The 13,746-nt window shown below is 72.1% G+C and carries 10 protein-coding genes; 1 reads left to right on the top strand and 9 read right to left on the bottom strand.

From position 1 onward, the window contains the following. Position 1 precedes the first annotated feature (1 nt). The 8 genes from ACIQM0_RS16960 to eccD all read right to left on the bottom strand — a co-directional run bounded on the left by ACIQM0_RS16960 (position 2) and on the right by eccD (position 8,309). Positions 2–322: a WXG100 family type VII secretion target gene (locus tag ACIQM0_RS16960; protein ID WP_401286983.1), complete on the bottom strand. Its 321-nt coding sequence runs from the start codon at positions 320–322 to the stop codon at positions 2–4. Next, positions 319–813 carry a YbaB/EbfC family DNA-binding protein gene (locus ACIQM0_RS16955; RefSeq protein WP_401286980.1) on the bottom strand — a complete coding sequence of 165 codons (495 nt, stop codon included), beginning with the start codon at positions 811–813 and terminating at the stop codon, positions 319–321. Before ACIQM0_RS16955 ends, ACIQM0_RS16960 begins: the two co-directional genes overlap by 4 nt. 63 nt (positions 814–876) lie before the next feature. Next, positions 877–3,921 carry an AAWKG family protein gene (locus tag ACIQM0_RS16950; RefSeq protein WP_401286978.1) on the bottom strand — a complete coding sequence of 1,015 codons (3,045 nt, stop codon included), beginning with the start codon at positions 3,919–3,921 and terminating at the stop codon, positions 877–879. A gap of 55 nt (positions 3,922–3,976) precedes the next feature. Continuing rightward, the gene (locus tag ACIQM0_RS16945; RefSeq protein ID WP_401286976.1) at positions 3,977–4,438 is read right to left on the bottom strand and encodes a type VII secretion system-associated protein; all 462 of its coding nucleotides are present in this window, start codon (positions 4,436–4,438) and stop codon (positions 3,977–3,979) included. Positions 4,439–4,498: 60 nt separating this feature from the next. Next, positions 4,499–4,837 (bottom strand): WXG100 family type VII secretion target, encoded by a 339-nt coding sequence (locus ACIQM0_RS16940; RefSeq protein ID WP_401286973.1) that lies wholly within the window; start codon positions 4,835–4,837, stop codon positions 4,499–4,501. A gap of 61 nt (positions 4,838–4,898) precedes the next feature. After that, the gene (locus tag ACIQM0_RS16935; RefSeq protein ID WP_401286970.1) at positions 4,899–5,249 is read right to left on the bottom strand and encodes a hypothetical protein; all 351 of its coding nucleotides are present in this window, start codon (positions 5,247–5,249) and stop codon (positions 4,899–4,901) included. 186 nt (positions 5,250–5,435) lie between these two features. Next, the gene (eccB, locus tag ACIQM0_RS16930) at positions 5,436–6,905 is read right to left on the bottom strand and encodes a type VII secretion protein EccB (RefSeq protein WP_401286967.1); all 1,470 of its coding nucleotides are present in this window, start codon (positions 6,903–6,905) and stop codon (positions 5,436–5,438) included. A gap of 12 nt (positions 6,906–6,917) precedes the next feature. Next, positions 6,918–8,309 (bottom strand): type VII secretion integral membrane protein EccD, encoded by a 1,392-nt coding sequence (gene eccD, locus ACIQM0_RS16925; RefSeq protein ID WP_401286964.1) that lies wholly within the window; start codon positions 8,307–8,309, stop codon positions 6,918–6,920. A gap of 187 nt (positions 8,310–8,496) precedes the next feature. Here eccD and eccCa point away from each other — a divergent pair, with 187 nt between their 5' ends. Beyond that, on the top strand, positions 8,497–12,462 hold the full coding sequence (gene eccCa, locus ACIQM0_RS16920; RefSeq protein WP_401286961.1) for a type VII secretion protein EccCa: 3,966 nt from the start codon (positions 8,497–8,499) through the stop codon (positions 12,460–12,462). A 67-nt stretch (positions 12,463–12,529) separates the two neighbouring features. Here eccCa and ACIQM0_RS16915 read toward each other — a convergent pair whose 3' ends face one another. Beyond that, positions 12,530–13,738, bottom strand: a complete 1,209-nt coding sequence (locus ACIQM0_RS16915; RefSeq protein ID WP_401286958.1) for a S8 family serine peptidase — start codon at positions 13,736–13,738, stop codon at positions 12,530–12,532. Between the last annotated feature and the right edge of the window lie 8 nt (positions 13,739–13,746).

Below are 13,746 nucleotides of genomic sequence, written 5' to 3'. Positions count from 1 at the left end.
GTCAGCTCTTCCGGGCGTGCTGGCCGAGCGAGTCGGTGATGTCGGTCTGGAGGTTGCCGAAGTCCGTCGAGGCGTCGCGCAGGCTCTGCGCACTGCCGTTCAGCGCGTTGCTCAGCGCGGTGATCCCCGTCTTGGCGTCCTCGACGGCGGGCAGGTACTTCTCCGCGAAGGTCATGCCGAACTTGTCGGTGCCCCAGCACCCGTGGTACGAGGTGATCTTGTCGAGGTAGTCGTCCCGGATCAGCTTGATGTGGTCGGCCACCTGGTCCAGGTTCTCGCCGCTCCGGTCGAGCCCATCGGTGTCGACGTCGAGTCCGCTCATCGCCGCGGCCCCCCGTCCGTGCCGGCCGCGTCGTCGTCCTCGACGATCTCGTCGAGCAGCGCGCCACCGGACGAGGGGGTGGGCGCCTTCGACGGGGGCACCGGCAGTCCCTCCTCGCGCAGCGGGGCGAACAGGGCGTCCCAGTCCAGCTCCTGGAAGCCGCCCTCGCCGGTCGGCGAGAGACCGGGGATGGGCCCGAACGGCCGGTACACGTCGGCGAGCTGCTCGGCCGCTCGGGCGCGGGCCGATCCGATGGTGGACATCAGCACGGCGGCGAGCTGCGCCGGGGGCATGGTCCGGTACCTCGCCGTGGGGAAGCGCAGGTTCGTCAGCTCGCCCTGCGGCCCGACCGTCGCCTCCACCGAGCGGTCCTTCGCCATGACGGTCGCGGAGATCCGGGCGGCGGCGGCCCCGGCCTCGGTCAGCTTGGTCCGGGCCTCCTCGAACTCGGCCAGCGCCTCGGCCAGGTGCTCTTCCATCGGGTTGCTCATATGCGCTCCGCGCCCTTCGTCCCGCTCATCCCGCTCATGTCACTCGGTCCCTTCCTCGGCCGGCTACCGGCCGATCACCGCCGACACGCCACCCTCGTCCGTGCCCCAGGTGTCCTCGTCCTCGCTCACCCAGGTGGACCGCTCGCGTTCGTCGCTCTGGGTGTTGCCGCCCGCGCCGCCGCCCATGCCACCGCCCATCGGCGGCATCATCGGCGTGCCGCCGGACGAGGTGGTGCTGGGCCGCCGACTCGCCATCGCTGCTTCCTCCGCGGCGAGCTGAGCCGATTTACCGCTGCGCGCGGCGGACGCCTCTCCCGCGGCCATCGCCCGGCCGCGTTCCCCGGCCAGCCCGGTCCCTGCGGCGCCCGAGGCGGCTCCCGTGCCGCCTCCGGGGACGAGCCCCTGGTTGCCGAGCGGGTTCAGCGGGAGCCGGCCACCCCCGCCGGTGTCGGCGCCCGAGTCGCCGTAACCCCCGCCGCCCAGCGGCGATCCGCCGCTGCCGCCGTCCGGGTAGTCGTAGTAGTCGAAGTCGCTGCCGCCACCACCGGTCCTGTTCGCTCCGAGCCCGCCGGTACCGCCTGACGTGCCGGTCGTCCGCCCGTACGCGTCGGTGGTGACCGTGCGCCCGTCCGGGTAGCTGATCTGGTGGCCGCCGTTCTTGAGCGTCTTGTCGACGGTGCCGTCCGGGTACGTCGTCGTGGACGAGCCGTCCGCGTTGTGCTTCGTCTGCGTCTGCGTACCACCGCTGCCGGTGGTGTTGAGGTGCTCGGTCTGCTTGTGGCCGTCGGCGTCGGTGGTGGTGTACGTACCGTCGGGGCCGAGCTTGGTGGTACTGCCGTCCTGGTACGTGGTAGAGACCGTGCCGTCCTTGCCCACCTGGGACACCGAGCCGTCGGCGTACTGGACGGTGGAGGTGCCCTTGCCCAGGTGCGAGACGGTCTTGGTGCCGTCCGGGTCGACCGTGGTCACGGTGCCGTTCGCTGAGACGGTGGTCTTCGTGCCGTCCTCGTGCGTGGTGGTGGCCGAGCCGTCCTTGCCGTACGCCGTGGACGAACCGTCCGGGTTCCTGACGGTCGAACCGGGCGCCGGGTGGCTGGTGGTGCTGTGGCCCTGAGCGTCGGTGCTGGTGAGGGTGCCGTTCGGGGCGAGCTTCGTCGAGGTGCCGTCCGGGTACTGGGTGACCGTCGTGCCGTCCGGGCTGATGGTGGCCTTCGTGCCGTCCCGGTAGGTGATGGTCTCGCTGCCGTCCTTGTTCAGAACCGTCTTCGAGCCGTCGGGATTGTTCGTGACGGAGGTGCCGTCGGGGTTGACGGTGGTGGTCGTGCCGTCCTTGTGCGTGGTGGTGCGCGAACCGTCGGCGTTGTACGAAGTGGTGCTGCCGTCAGGGCCCTTGACCGTCTTGACGGGGTAGCCGCCGGTGTTTCCGCCCGTGGCGTTGGGCGACAGCGGAGGCGGGATGACGCCCGCGGGCGTGATCTCCTTGTGGCCGTCCGGGTAGGTGGTGGTGGTCGAACCGTCCGGGTTCGTGATGCTGGTGGAGCCGTCGGGATTCAGGACGGGGACGTTCGCGCCGCCCAGGCCGCTGCCGCCGCCCGTGCCGTTGAGGCCGAGCGTGGGCGGAGGGACGATCCCGGTGCCGCTCTCACCCGTCCCGCTGTTCCCGCCGTTCAGGCCGAGGCCGCCGCTGCCGGCTCCGCCGCCTCCGAATTCACCGTCGGTGTCGTTCTCCTCGATCTGTGGCAGAGGCTCGATGTCGCCGGTTCCACCACCGTCGCTGTCCAGGTCCTTCGTGAAGTTGTCCATCTCATTCCTGGCGTCCTCCTTCTCCTTCTCCGCGTCGGCCATCTCCTTCTCCGCCTCCTCCTTGGCGCGGCCGGCCTCGTCGGCGGCGTTGGCCCCCGTGAGGCTGTTGACGCCGGCCTTGAACGGGAAGGACGCGTCCGAGTTCAGCCCGACCATGGCCTGGTTGAGCTCCAGCATGGCCTTGCTCGCCGCCTGGTCGAGAGGAGCGAGGGTGGCGAGCCAGTTGGTGCAGGCCAGCGTGGCCAGGTTCTTCCAGTCGCCCTCGACGGTGAGATCGCCGTAGACCGGGTGGATGTGGAGGACGCCGTCCCCGGGCTTGTTGCTGCCGTAGTTCTGCCGCACCCTCATGATGTTGTTCTCGTTCAGCCACATCGCCAGATCGTCGAGCAGCGCGTCGAGATGGGATGTGCCGAGCCATACGTTCGCCGGCCGGGCCTTGAGACCGGCGTAGGCCGTGTTGACCGCGGCCTGTACGCCGGGGTCCGAGTTGTTCTGCCAGCCGTTCCAGGCCGTGGCGAGTTGGTTCGCCGCCGTCCAGATCGCGAGTTCGGCGTCGATGAGCTTGTCCCCGACCACGGACCGGGACCTGTAGTCCTTGTTGCTCTTGAAGTCTCTGCCGCCGCCGGGCTGCACCGCACCCGTTCTGGGCGCGATCAGCGTGAGGAAGTCCTTGTAGCCGAGGCCCACCGCGTCGATCAGGTCGCGGAAGACGTCCGCTCCGCTGCCCTGATAGGACGAGAACTCGCCGTCGAGCTGCTTCACCCACTTCTCGAGGTCGACGGACTTGGCGGAGAAGTAGTCGACGACCCTGTTGAACGCCTCGGCGATGGGGCTGAATTCCCTGAGGTTGACCGCGTCGGCCGTGACGACCGCCGGGGTGTGGTCGTACCCACCACCGAACCCGTCCGTGGTGAAGGTGTCCCGCAGGGCCTCCAGCGCCTTCCCGTAGCCGTAGTCATAGGCCCCGGCGTTCCCGGTGTTGCTCCAGTCGGCGCCGCTGGACGAGCTCCAGGGGAGGGAGATCGTCGCCTTGTAGACGTTGAGGTAGCTGCCGGTCTGCCCGCCGGAGGGGCCGTAGAACTGGATGACCCGTTCGGGAGTCTCACCCGCCTCCACCTCGCCCGTGGTGTAGCTGTCGTCGGACGCGTCCCCTTCGGTGACCCTCGTGACCGTGACCCGCATCCACTCGCTGCCGGTTCCCGACTTCGCGTCCGCACCGCCCACGGCCGCCACGTTGGCCCTGGTACCGCCGTCGAAGCCGGTGAGCTGCTTGACGACGGATTCCCAGCTTGAATCGGCTGCCACGGGCAGGACACTCCTTGTACGGGTCTGTGCGACGAGCGGAGACGAAAAGTGGGGGTCAGGCGGTCTTCTGGGTCGGGGCGAGGTCCCCGTCGACATCGCCCAGGTCGTTCAGGAACTCCTGGCTCTTGATGTCCTCCAGGCTGTCCGCCTGGTTCTTCTTCATCGTCTCCAGCACCGTCTTCATGTTCTTCTGGATGTCGTTGAAGAGCTTCAACTGGTCGCTGATGACGCCCGCCTGGGACCCCGCCGCGCCCGTGAGGTACTCCACCAGCGGATTCGCGCTCAGCGGGGTCGCGTCCTTCCCGGCCAGTTTGCCGAGTTTGAGCACATGGCTGCTGAGGCCCACCTCAGGGGTGGCCATCTGGGCGCTGAGGAACTTCAGGGAGGAGATCCCACCCGTCTCGGTGTCCTTCTCCAGCGCGGTCAGCAGGTCGATGAACTCCTGCACGTCGGTGTCGATGAACTTCTGGAGGGACTCCGTGTCCAGGTGCGACAGATTGGTCGGGTCGGCCGCCATGGCTTCTCACAATCGACGGGGGAGGCGGGGCAGGCGGGAGGCGGGGGCTGGGGCGGGCGATCACCCGCCGACGCGGATGGTCCCCCACTCCGACGCGCTGCGGTTCTCGTGCTTGCGGTACTGGTCCGAGATGTCGCTCAGCGTGGAGCTGTGCTTCGTCAGGACCTGGCCCAGCTGGGTGGTGGCCCGGTTCCACTGGTTCTGCAGAGCCGCGTACGTCGCCGCGTCCGCACCCTGCCAGGCACCGTGCAGCCCGGCCAGTTCCTCGTTGAGGGCCTGCACCAGGGACTGGATGCGGGTCGTCTGGAGGCGCATGTCCTCGGCGGCCTGGTCCACCCGGCTGTACTCGACGTGGATGATGCCGTCGGTCTTGTTGGAGGGGTCGTACGGAGTGGTCATGACGAACTCCTGGAGGGGGAGACGGGGCGGGGACGGGAAGGGGGAGGCGCCGTACCGGCGATCAGGTCAGCTGGCCGAAGACGTCGTTCGACCGGCTGCTGCTCTGGATGGTCTCCGTGGTCTGTCCCTGCAGGCCGCGCTGGAGCACGCCGGTCTCCTGGAGCTTCTCGATCATCTGGCCGATGTTCTTGGTGATGATGTCCACCTGGCCGCTCCAGTCCGTGAGCAGCCGCTGGTACGCGCCGCCGTCCTGGCCCCCGTACGCCGACATCAGGCCGCTCATGGTGGTCCGCACCTCTTCCTGGGACTGCTTGATGCCGCCCTGGACCGTGCTCAGCGCGGTGTAGCCCTTCTGGTTCTCGGACTGCGACGACGTCTGGAGGTTGCCGGGAGGGGCGGGGGGAGTCGACATGGCAGGTGTCCTTTCCAGAACGTGAGCGTCTGCTGATGCTAGAGATGCGGGTGTGGCGCAAGCAATGCTCAGAGGTGAGATCTGAGCTGGAATTGATCTTGATGACGCCGACAGGTGTCCATCGGCCTGTGAACGGGGGCAGCCGAAGGCCCGGTGAAGGGTGGACGTCACCCATGCACCGGCCGTTCATCCGCACGGCTTCTCCGACGGGCCCGCGAGGGACGCCCGTTCACCGCCGGCCACCGCGGCGTCCAGCACCGGCCCCGTCGGCAGCATGTCCAGCAGCCGCGACGGCACCGCCTGCGCGTGTCCGCCCTTGAGGCCGAGCCGCTCCACCGACTTGGCGTCCGGCAACCGGTACTTGATGCCCACATCCGTGACCAGGTACGTCGTCGTGCCGATCACCGAGCCGCCCGCCCCCAGCGCCTGCACGAGCGCGCCGCCCCCGGGACGTACCTCCAGACCGTCCACCGCCAGGCACGCCCGCCGGATCTCCGGACCGGAGGCCACCGGAGCGGCCCGTACCGTCGCCGGCACCAGGGCCAGGGCCACCCGGGGCGCGTCCCCCTCCGGCTGGATCCGGGCGCACACCGACGTGCCGGGACCCGGGTCCCGTACGACGGGGGTACGGGACGGCCAGCCCGCCGGGTCCTTGGCCGCCTCGGCCGCCGGTGCCCGGTGCTGGGCCAACTGGTCCGCCGTGAGCGGGAGCGCGGCCGGCACCGACCCCTTGTAGGCCAGCTTCGCCGTCCGGTCGTCGCCCAGCACGAGGGCCGCCCCGGGGGTGCTCAGCGGGCGCAGCCCGCTCTTCTCCAGCAGGAAGTGCTGGGTGACGGTGCCCGGCGAGGCCAGTGCGTACACCTGGCCCGTCCGGCCGGCATGCCCGCCGATCCGGGGGCCGGCCGCGCCCCGGCCGTCCACCTCGGGTGCGGTCAGGTCGGGTCCGGCCGGGACGCTGTCGAGGAACGCCGCCGAGACGGGCACCGGCGTCGCCCCGGAGTAGCCCAGCGCCTCGGCCGCACCGTGCTTGCCGAGCCGCAGCCGGTGATCGCCCCACAGCAGGTGCGTGCTGCCGTCCGGGCCCTGGACGAGGACCGCGCGGTCGTCGCCGGGGGAGACCCCGCCGGCGGGCAGGCCCAGGCGCAGCGAGGTGACGGGGCGGCGGCCGGTGCGGTCGGCGCCCGTGCGCTCCGGTTCCTCGGCGCAGACCTGCCACGCACCCTGCTCCAGGTCACCGAGGCCGGGCAGCGCGTCGGGGGCGCCGGGGATGCCGACCGGGGTCCCGTGCCGCTCGCCCGCCAGGGATGTCCCGGACACCGAGACCACCTTGAGCTCATCGGCCGCGATCAACTTCGCCGACGCGTAGTTGCGCACCGGGCGCAGCGTCCCGTCGAGATAGAGGAAGCGGGTACCGGTGTCCTTCTGCACGATCAGCGCGGACTCCTGCCGCCAGGTCTTGGAACCCGCCGGCGAGATCATGCCGAAGAGCAGGAACCCGACGACGAGCACGACTCCGAGGCCGATGCCCCAGGCCATGCCCCGGTTCGTGCGGCCCACCGGGGACTCCGGGGAGTCCGGGTCGCCCCGCAGCATGCCGCTGGTCAGCCGCCCCATGACGAAGAGGTGGGCCTGGACCTGGTCCTTCCTGGACTGCATGTCGTACGCCCCTCAGCCGTTGGCGGTGCGCAGGGCCGTGTACACGCCCAGCACCCACAGAGTCAGCGGGATCAGGGCGACGGCGAGCAGGCTGTGCAGAATGTCCGCCGCCCGGCCCCAGTAGGGCAGCATCCGGCGGCCGGGCACCGTCCACGAGGCGATGGCCGCCGACGCGGCGACGGCGATGAGCGCCGCGATCAGGAACGGGCGCTGCCCGGCGTCCAGCGAACGGGCCGCCCGCACCGCCATCAGGACCAGGGCGTACAGGCCCGGGAGCATCACCGCGGGCCGCTGCCAGACGTTGCCGATGCCGCGCGCGTGCAGGAGCAGGAGCAGGCACAGAACTCCGGCGGTGACCAGGGCGGCGGTGTTCGGGCGGTCCAGGACGAGGGCGGTCAGGACGACCGCGCAGACCAGACCGGTCCCCGCGTACAGGGCGGTCATCCACTCCTCGGCGAGCGCGGTGCGGCTCACCACACTCCGGCTGGGGTGCGGTTCGATGCCTTCCTGGAGCTGCTCCGCGTTGGTGGGCAGGGCGGGCAGCCGCAGCCCGGACAGCCGGAAGGCGATGCCCGGAACCAGGCCGCCGAAGACGACCGCGAGGACCGCGAGGACGCTCGCCGCATGCGCGGCGGGCCAGTCGGTGACCAGCATCAGGGCGCCCCACAGGGCGCCCGCGAGCGCGACCACCGCCGCGCTCAGCAGCAGCGGCACGAAGGCGGCGACCGCGGCCACCGCCAGGACCGCCCCGCCCGCGGCCGCCGCCGAACCGGCGAGCAGCCGCGCACCCGTCAGCTGCGCGTCCGCGTCACCACTGGGCAGCAGCGCACCGGCCAGCCCCAGATACGGTGCGACGAGGAAGCCGAGCGCGGCGCCGGCGGCGGAGTCGCCCACCGCCCGGCTCGCCGTGGCGGCACCGAACAGCACCAGCAGTCCGGTGGCGGCCGCGACCGCGGCCCGCAGCGGCGCGGAGCCGCCCGGCAGCGCCAGCACCAGCAGTCCGGCCGCGAGCAGCACGACCGCGGTGCCGCGCAGCAGCCACCGGCTGGTGCGGGCCTCCCAGCCGTGCGGGCGGTCGCGCATCGTGACGGCGACCCCGTCCACCAGGTCGTCGAAGTGGACGGGCGGGAGTGCCTCGGTGCGGGGACGGAGGAACAGCGTCTCGCCGTCCCGCAGGCCCAGGCCCTCCGGGGTGCGTTCCTCGTCCAGGGGCTCCTCGCCCAGGCGTTGCAGCACCCAGCCGCCGTGCTCGATCCCCCGCTCCGCCAGGCCGTGGCCCGCGTGGTCGAGAAGGATGGGCAGCAAGTCGGACACGGGGACGTCGGCGGGGACCGCCAGATCGATGAGCCGTTCCTGGGTTCTTACCGTGAGCCGACAGAGGCCGGGGGCGGATATGTCTGTCATGCGGCGGGGCCACACCTCTCCGAGGGGCGGGGATACCAAAGTTGATCACCGCACACTACCTTTGATCCCGCGTCAGGCCGTCAGCCCCTGGTGCGCCCCCCTGTGCCGGGCATACACGTGCTGAACCGCCCTGGATCCCCTGCCTCCCCACCGCGTCCGAGGCGACGAGCCCGAGGAGTATTTCCGCGTGAGCACCGTTCTGTTCCGTCGTCCCGCCCGCCGGCGGGGCCCCGACATGCCGGACGGCGAGATCAGCCTCCAGGAGCCGCCCGCTCTCCCGGAGGCGGAGCCGAACACCTCGGCCATGTGGATGTACCTCCCCATGGGCCTGACGTCACTCGCCATGATGATGATGTTCATCAGGCCCGGCCAGGCGACCACCTTCAGCTACCTGGCGATCGGGCTGATGCTGCTCTCGTCCGTCGCGATGATCGTCGGACAGCTGATGCGCAGCGCGGGCGAACGCAAGCGCAAGCTCAAGGGCGAGCGACGGGACTACCTGCGGTACCTGGCCCAGACCCGGCGCAAGATCCGCCGCACGGTGGCCGACCAGCAGAAGGCGCTGGCCTGGCGGCACCCGGACCCGGCCGGACTGTGGGCGCTGACCGGCACCAGCCGGCAGTGGGAACGCCGTCCCGCCGACGAGGACTTCGCCGAGGTACGGGTCGCCGTCGGCGAGCAGAAGCTCGGCACCCGGCTCGCCCCGCTGGCCACCAAACCGGTCGAGGACCTGGAACCGCTCACCGCGCACGCCCTGCGCAGCTTCATCCGGGCGTACGGAACCGTCCCCGGCCAGCCCATCGCCCTCTACCTGCGGGCCTGGTCGCGCATCCTCGTGCACGGCGACAACGACCGGGCCCGCTCCCTCGCCCGCGCCCTGATCGCCCAGCTCGCGGCATTCCACGCACCCGAGGAACTCACCGTCGCGCTCTGCGTCTCCGACGCGCGGCGCGCCGACTGGGAGTGGGTGAAGTGGCTGCCGCACACCCAGCACGCCTACCAGCGCGACGGTGCGGGGCAGGCCCGTACCGTGGCGGCCGGACTCGTGGAGCTGGACGAGCTGCTCGGTGCGGACTTCACCGAACGTCCGCCGTTCGACCCGGAGACCGCGCCCGGCCGCGAGGAGCCCTTCACCGTCGTCGTCGTGGACGGCGGCACCGTGCCCGGCGGCCACCGCCTCGAAGGAGCCGGGTACCGCAACGCCGTCGTCGTCGACCTGTCCGAGGCGCTGGCCTGGAAGCCCGCCCGCGGCACGCTGCGGCTGCGCATCGATGACGGCGGACTCCACCTGGTGCGCACCGACCGCGAACGCAAGGAGCAGGCCACCCTGCTCGGTGAACCCGACACGCTCGGCCCGCTCGCCGCCCGTACGCTGGCCGCCCGGCTCGCCCCGTACCGCCTCGGCGGCGGTGCGGTCTCCGCCGAGCCGTTCGCCTCCGACACCGAACTCACCTCCCTGCTGGGCATAGCGGACCTGCGCCGCCACGACCCCGCCAAGCTGTGGGACACCCGCCCGCTGGAGAGCCGCGACCGGCTGCGGGTGCCGATAGCCGTCGGTGAGGACGGGATGCCCGTCGAACTCGACATCAAGGAGTCCGCCCAGGGCGGCATGGGCCCGCACGGCATGCTCATCGGCGCCACCGGCTCCGGCAAGAGCGAACTGCTGCGCACCCTTGTGCTGGGCCTGGCCCTCACCCACTCGTCCGAGACCCTCAACTTCGTCCTCGTCGACTTCAAGGGCGGTGCCACCTTCCTCGGAATGGACGAACTGCCGCACACCTCTGCCGTCATCACGAACCTGGTCGAGGAACTCCCCCTCGTCGGACGCATGCAGGACGCCGTGCACGGCGAACTGATGCGACGCCAGGAACTGCTGCGCCGGGCCGGGAACTACTCCTCCGTGCTGGAGTACGAGAAGGCACGCGCGTCCGGCACCCCGCTGGCACCCCTGCCCTCCCTCTTCATCGTGGTCGACGAGTTCTCCGAACTCCTCTCCGCGCACCGTGACTTCATGGACCTCTTCGTGATGATCGGCCGCCTCGGCCGCTCGCTCGGCGTCCACCTCCTCCTCGCGTCGCAGAGGCTGGAGGAGGGGCGGATGCACCAGCTGGAGTCCCACCTCTCCTACCGCATCGGCCTGCGCACCTTCTCCGCGATCGAGAGCCGCGGCGTGCTCGGCGTCCCCGACGCCTACCACCTGCCGCCCACCCCCGGCAGCGGCTACCTCAAGAGCGGCGTCGAAGCCCTCACCCGGTTCCGCGCCGCGTACGTCTCCGGGGCGTACACGAGCAGGCGCGGCACCGTCCAGCAGGCGCAGATCGCCCGGCAGGTCGTCCCGTGGGGCACCGACTGGGTGGTACCGCGCACCTTGCCCTCGGCCCCCGAGCCGGCGACCCCCGTCCCCGGCTCCGGTGAGTCCCTCCTCGCACTCGCCCTCGACCGGCTGCGCGACAGCGGCCCGCCCGCCCGTCAGGTGTGGCTGCCTCCGCTGGACGCGCCGCCCGCCCTCGACGCACTGCTGCCGCCGCTGGTCCCGGACCCCGACTTCGGCCTCACCACGACGGGTTCCCCCGACCGGGGCAAGCTGCGCGTCCCCGTCGGCATCGTCGACAAGCCCTTCGACCAGGTGCGCGACCTGCTCACCGTGGACTTCTCCGGCGCGGGCGGGCACTTCGCCGTCGCGGGCGGTCCCCAGAGCGGCAAGTCCACCGTGCTGCGGACCCTCATCGCCGCTCTCGCCCTCACCCACACCCCGCGCGAAGTGCAGTTCTACTGCCTGGACTTCGGGGGCGGAGCCCTGCTGGGCCTCGCCGGACTGCCGCACGTCGGCGGGGTCGCCGGCCGTCTCGACCGGGAACGGATCTCCCGCACCCTCGCCGAGGTCACCTCGCTGCTCAACCGGCGAGAGCTGTTCTTCCAGGAGCAGGGCATCGACTCCATGGCCACCTACCGCAGGCGGCGGGCCGAGGGGCAGTACCCGGACGAGCCGCTGGGCGACGTGTTCCTCGTCGTGGACGGCTGGTCCACGGTGCGCAGCGACATGTTCGACGACATCGCCGTCTTCAACGGCATCGCCACCCGAGGCCTCAACTACGGCGTCCACCTCATGGTCAGCACCTCCCGCTGGGTGGAGCTCTCCGCCGCCCTCCGCGACCAGGTCGGCAACCGTCTGGAGCTGCGGATGGGCGACCCGATGGACTCCGCCATCGACATCCGCAAGGCCGGTACCGTGCCCGCCGTACCCGGGCGCGGTCTGAGCCCCGACAAGCTCCACTTCCTCACCGCACTCCCGCGCATCGACGGCGGCGAGGAGGCCGATGACCTCACCGACGCCCTCGCGGACCTCGTCGAGGCCGTCGCCGAGCACTGGGATGCCCCGCCGGCCCCGCCCGTCCGCATGCTGCCGGCCCACCTCACCGCCGCCGATCTTCCGCCGGCGGACCCCGCCCGGCCGCTGCGCATCCCGTTCGGCCTGGACGAGGCCGAACTCGCCCCGGTCTGGCACGATTTCGGGCAGAGCCCGCACCTGATGCTGATCGGGGACACGGAGAGCGGCAAGACCAGCGCGCTACGGCTGCTCGCCCAGCAGATCGTCGCGACCCACACCCCCGAGCAGGCGCGCATCCTGGTCGTCGACTACCGGCGCGAGCTCGTCGAGGCGGTCCCCGAGGAGTACCGCCTCGGCCACGCGGTGGCGGCGGACCCGCTGCGCGAACTCATCGACGGGGTCACCCGGGCGATGGTCGTCCGCGCCCCGGGCGAGGACATCTCCCCGGCCCGGATGCGGCGGGCCGACTGGTGGACCGGGCCGCGCCTGTTCGTGCTCGTCGACGACTACGAAATGGTCGGTACCGGCTTCAGCGGCCCCTTCGAACCGCTTCTGCCGCACATTCCGCTCGGCTACGAGGTCGGCCTCCATGTGGTCGTCGCCCGCGCCGCGACCGGTGCGTCACGTCTGGACCCCCTGATGCGCAAGCTCCAGGAGGTCAACTCCCCGGCCCTCCAGCTGTCCTGCCCGCCGTCGGAGGGCTACATCTTCGACAGCGTCAAGCCGAGGATCCTGCCGCCGGGGCGTGCGCTGCGGATCGCCCGCCGCAAGGCGGCGCTCGTGCAGGTGGCGCTGCCGCGGGAGGCAGCGGGGCAGGAGGGGTAGAGGCAGGGTTCCGGTGGGCGGGCGGGTCCGGGAGCGGGCCCGCCCGCCCCGGCCGGCGCCGCTGTCCTCAGGCGGTGCCGCCCTCCCCGTGGGTGCCCGGGTCCAGCCGTCCCGGCCGCCAGCCCCTGGCCCGCCCCCGCGGCAGCGCCGCCGCGAGGAACGCCACGAGCAGAGCCGTCCCCGCGGCGCCCGCCGTGACCAGCAGCGCGGTGTTCCTGGCACTCGCGGCGTCCGGGGGCGACGCCGGCCTCACCGGGTCCGGCCGTGCCGCCGCCGCATCCGGGGCAGGGGCCTCCGCGCCCGCCACCGCACCGTAGGGATCCAGCGCGGGCAGGTCCGCCGGGTACGCCGTGCGCAGCAGCCTCTCCCGCACCTGGGCCGCCTTCAGCTCCGGGTGGTAGGAGCGGACCAGCGCCGCCGTGCCCGCCGTCACCGCCGCCGCCAGCGACGAGCCCGAGCCGGTCCACTTGCCGCCGCCCACCGGGCCCGGCCCGACGAGTGCGTCGCCGGGTGCGGTGAGGTCGGCGCGCGTGTAGGGCGGGGCGGTGTCCGGACGGGTGCCCTGCGGGCCGGTGTCCAGTACGGCGAGGACGCCCTTCGGTGGTGCGGGAGCGGGCTTGGCAGGGGTTTCGCCGCTGGTCGCGGTCGGGACGCTGTCCGCCGCCGCCGGGGCCACCACCAGCGAGTCCCTGGCCGCGGCCACCGCCAGCGCCGCCCGTACCGCCTTGTCCGCGCCGTCCAGCGGAGCCGTCACGGTGATCACACCGGCCCCGTGCTCGGCCGCCGCCCGCACCCCGGCCGCCAGGCGTGCCGGGTCGGGTTCGCCTCGGACGCCCGTGCCCCGTACGGCAAGGATCCTCGCCTGCGGGGCGACCCCGGAGAAGCCCTGGCCGGGCGTCGCCGCCCCCGCGACCAGACCCGCCTGGAAGGTCCCCCGGCCCACGCAGTCATCGCCCGCGTCACCCACCGCGTCGACCCGGCCGGCCAGTACGGCGGGCCCGTCGCTCACCCCGGTGCCGACGACCGCGACCGTCACACCCCGCCCCTGCGACAGGGTCCACACCTGGTCGAGGCCGAGCGCCCGGCGCGTCCAGGGGGCGTCGGAGGTGGCCCGGCCCTTGAAGGCCGTACACGCCTGCTGTGCGGACAGCCGCTCGGGAACCCCGGGCAGCACCACCTGTCCGCTGCTGTCGCCGCCGTCGTCCGCGAGGGCGAGCGGGCCCGGCAGGGCAGTGAGAGCGGTGCTGAGGAGCAGAACGGTCGTACGGCGGTGCATGCGGGGCG

The sequence above is a fragment of the Streptomyces sp. NPDC091387 genome (assembly GCF_044756945.1).
Lineage (GTDB): Bacteria > Actinomycetota > Actinomycetes > Streptomycetales > Streptomycetaceae > Streptomyces.
Note: the sequence above shows the minus strand (reverse complement) of the source record. Positions and strands in the feature narration are given on the sequence as shown.

Excerpts from the sequence above, each read along its gene's own strand:
- ACIQM0_RS16955 (WP_401286980.1), bottom strand. The coding sequence starts at position 813 with ATGAGCAACCCGATGGAAGAGCACCTGGCCGAGGCGCTGGCCGAGTTC.
- eccD (WP_401286964.1), bottom strand. The coding sequence starts at position 8,309 with ATGACAGACATATCCGCCCCCGGCCTCTGTCGGCTCACGGTAAGAACC.
- ACIQM0_RS16940 (WP_401286973.1), bottom strand. The coding sequence starts at position 4,837 with ATGACCACTCCGTACGACCCCTCCAACAAGACCGACGGCATCATCCAC.
- ACIQM0_RS16960 (WP_401286983.1), bottom strand. The coding sequence starts at position 322 with ATGAGCGGACTCGACGTCGACACCGATGGGCTCGACCGGAGCGGCGAG.
- eccB (WP_401286967.1), bottom strand. The coding sequence starts at position 6,905 with ATGCAGTCCAGGAAGGACCAGGTCCAGGCCCACCTCTTCGTCATGGGG.
- ACIQM0_RS16915 (WP_401286958.1), bottom strand. The coding sequence starts at position 13,738 with ATGCACCGCCGTACGACCGTTCTGCTCCTCAGCACCGCTCTCACTGCC.
- ACIQM0_RS16935 (WP_401286970.1), bottom strand. The coding sequence starts at position 5,249 with ATGTCGACTCCCCCCGCCCCTCCCGGCAACCTCCAGACGTCGTCGCAG.
- ACIQM0_RS16945 (WP_401286976.1), bottom strand. The coding sequence starts at position 4,438 with ATGGCGGCCGACCCGACCAATCTGTCGCACCTGGACACGGAGTCCCTC.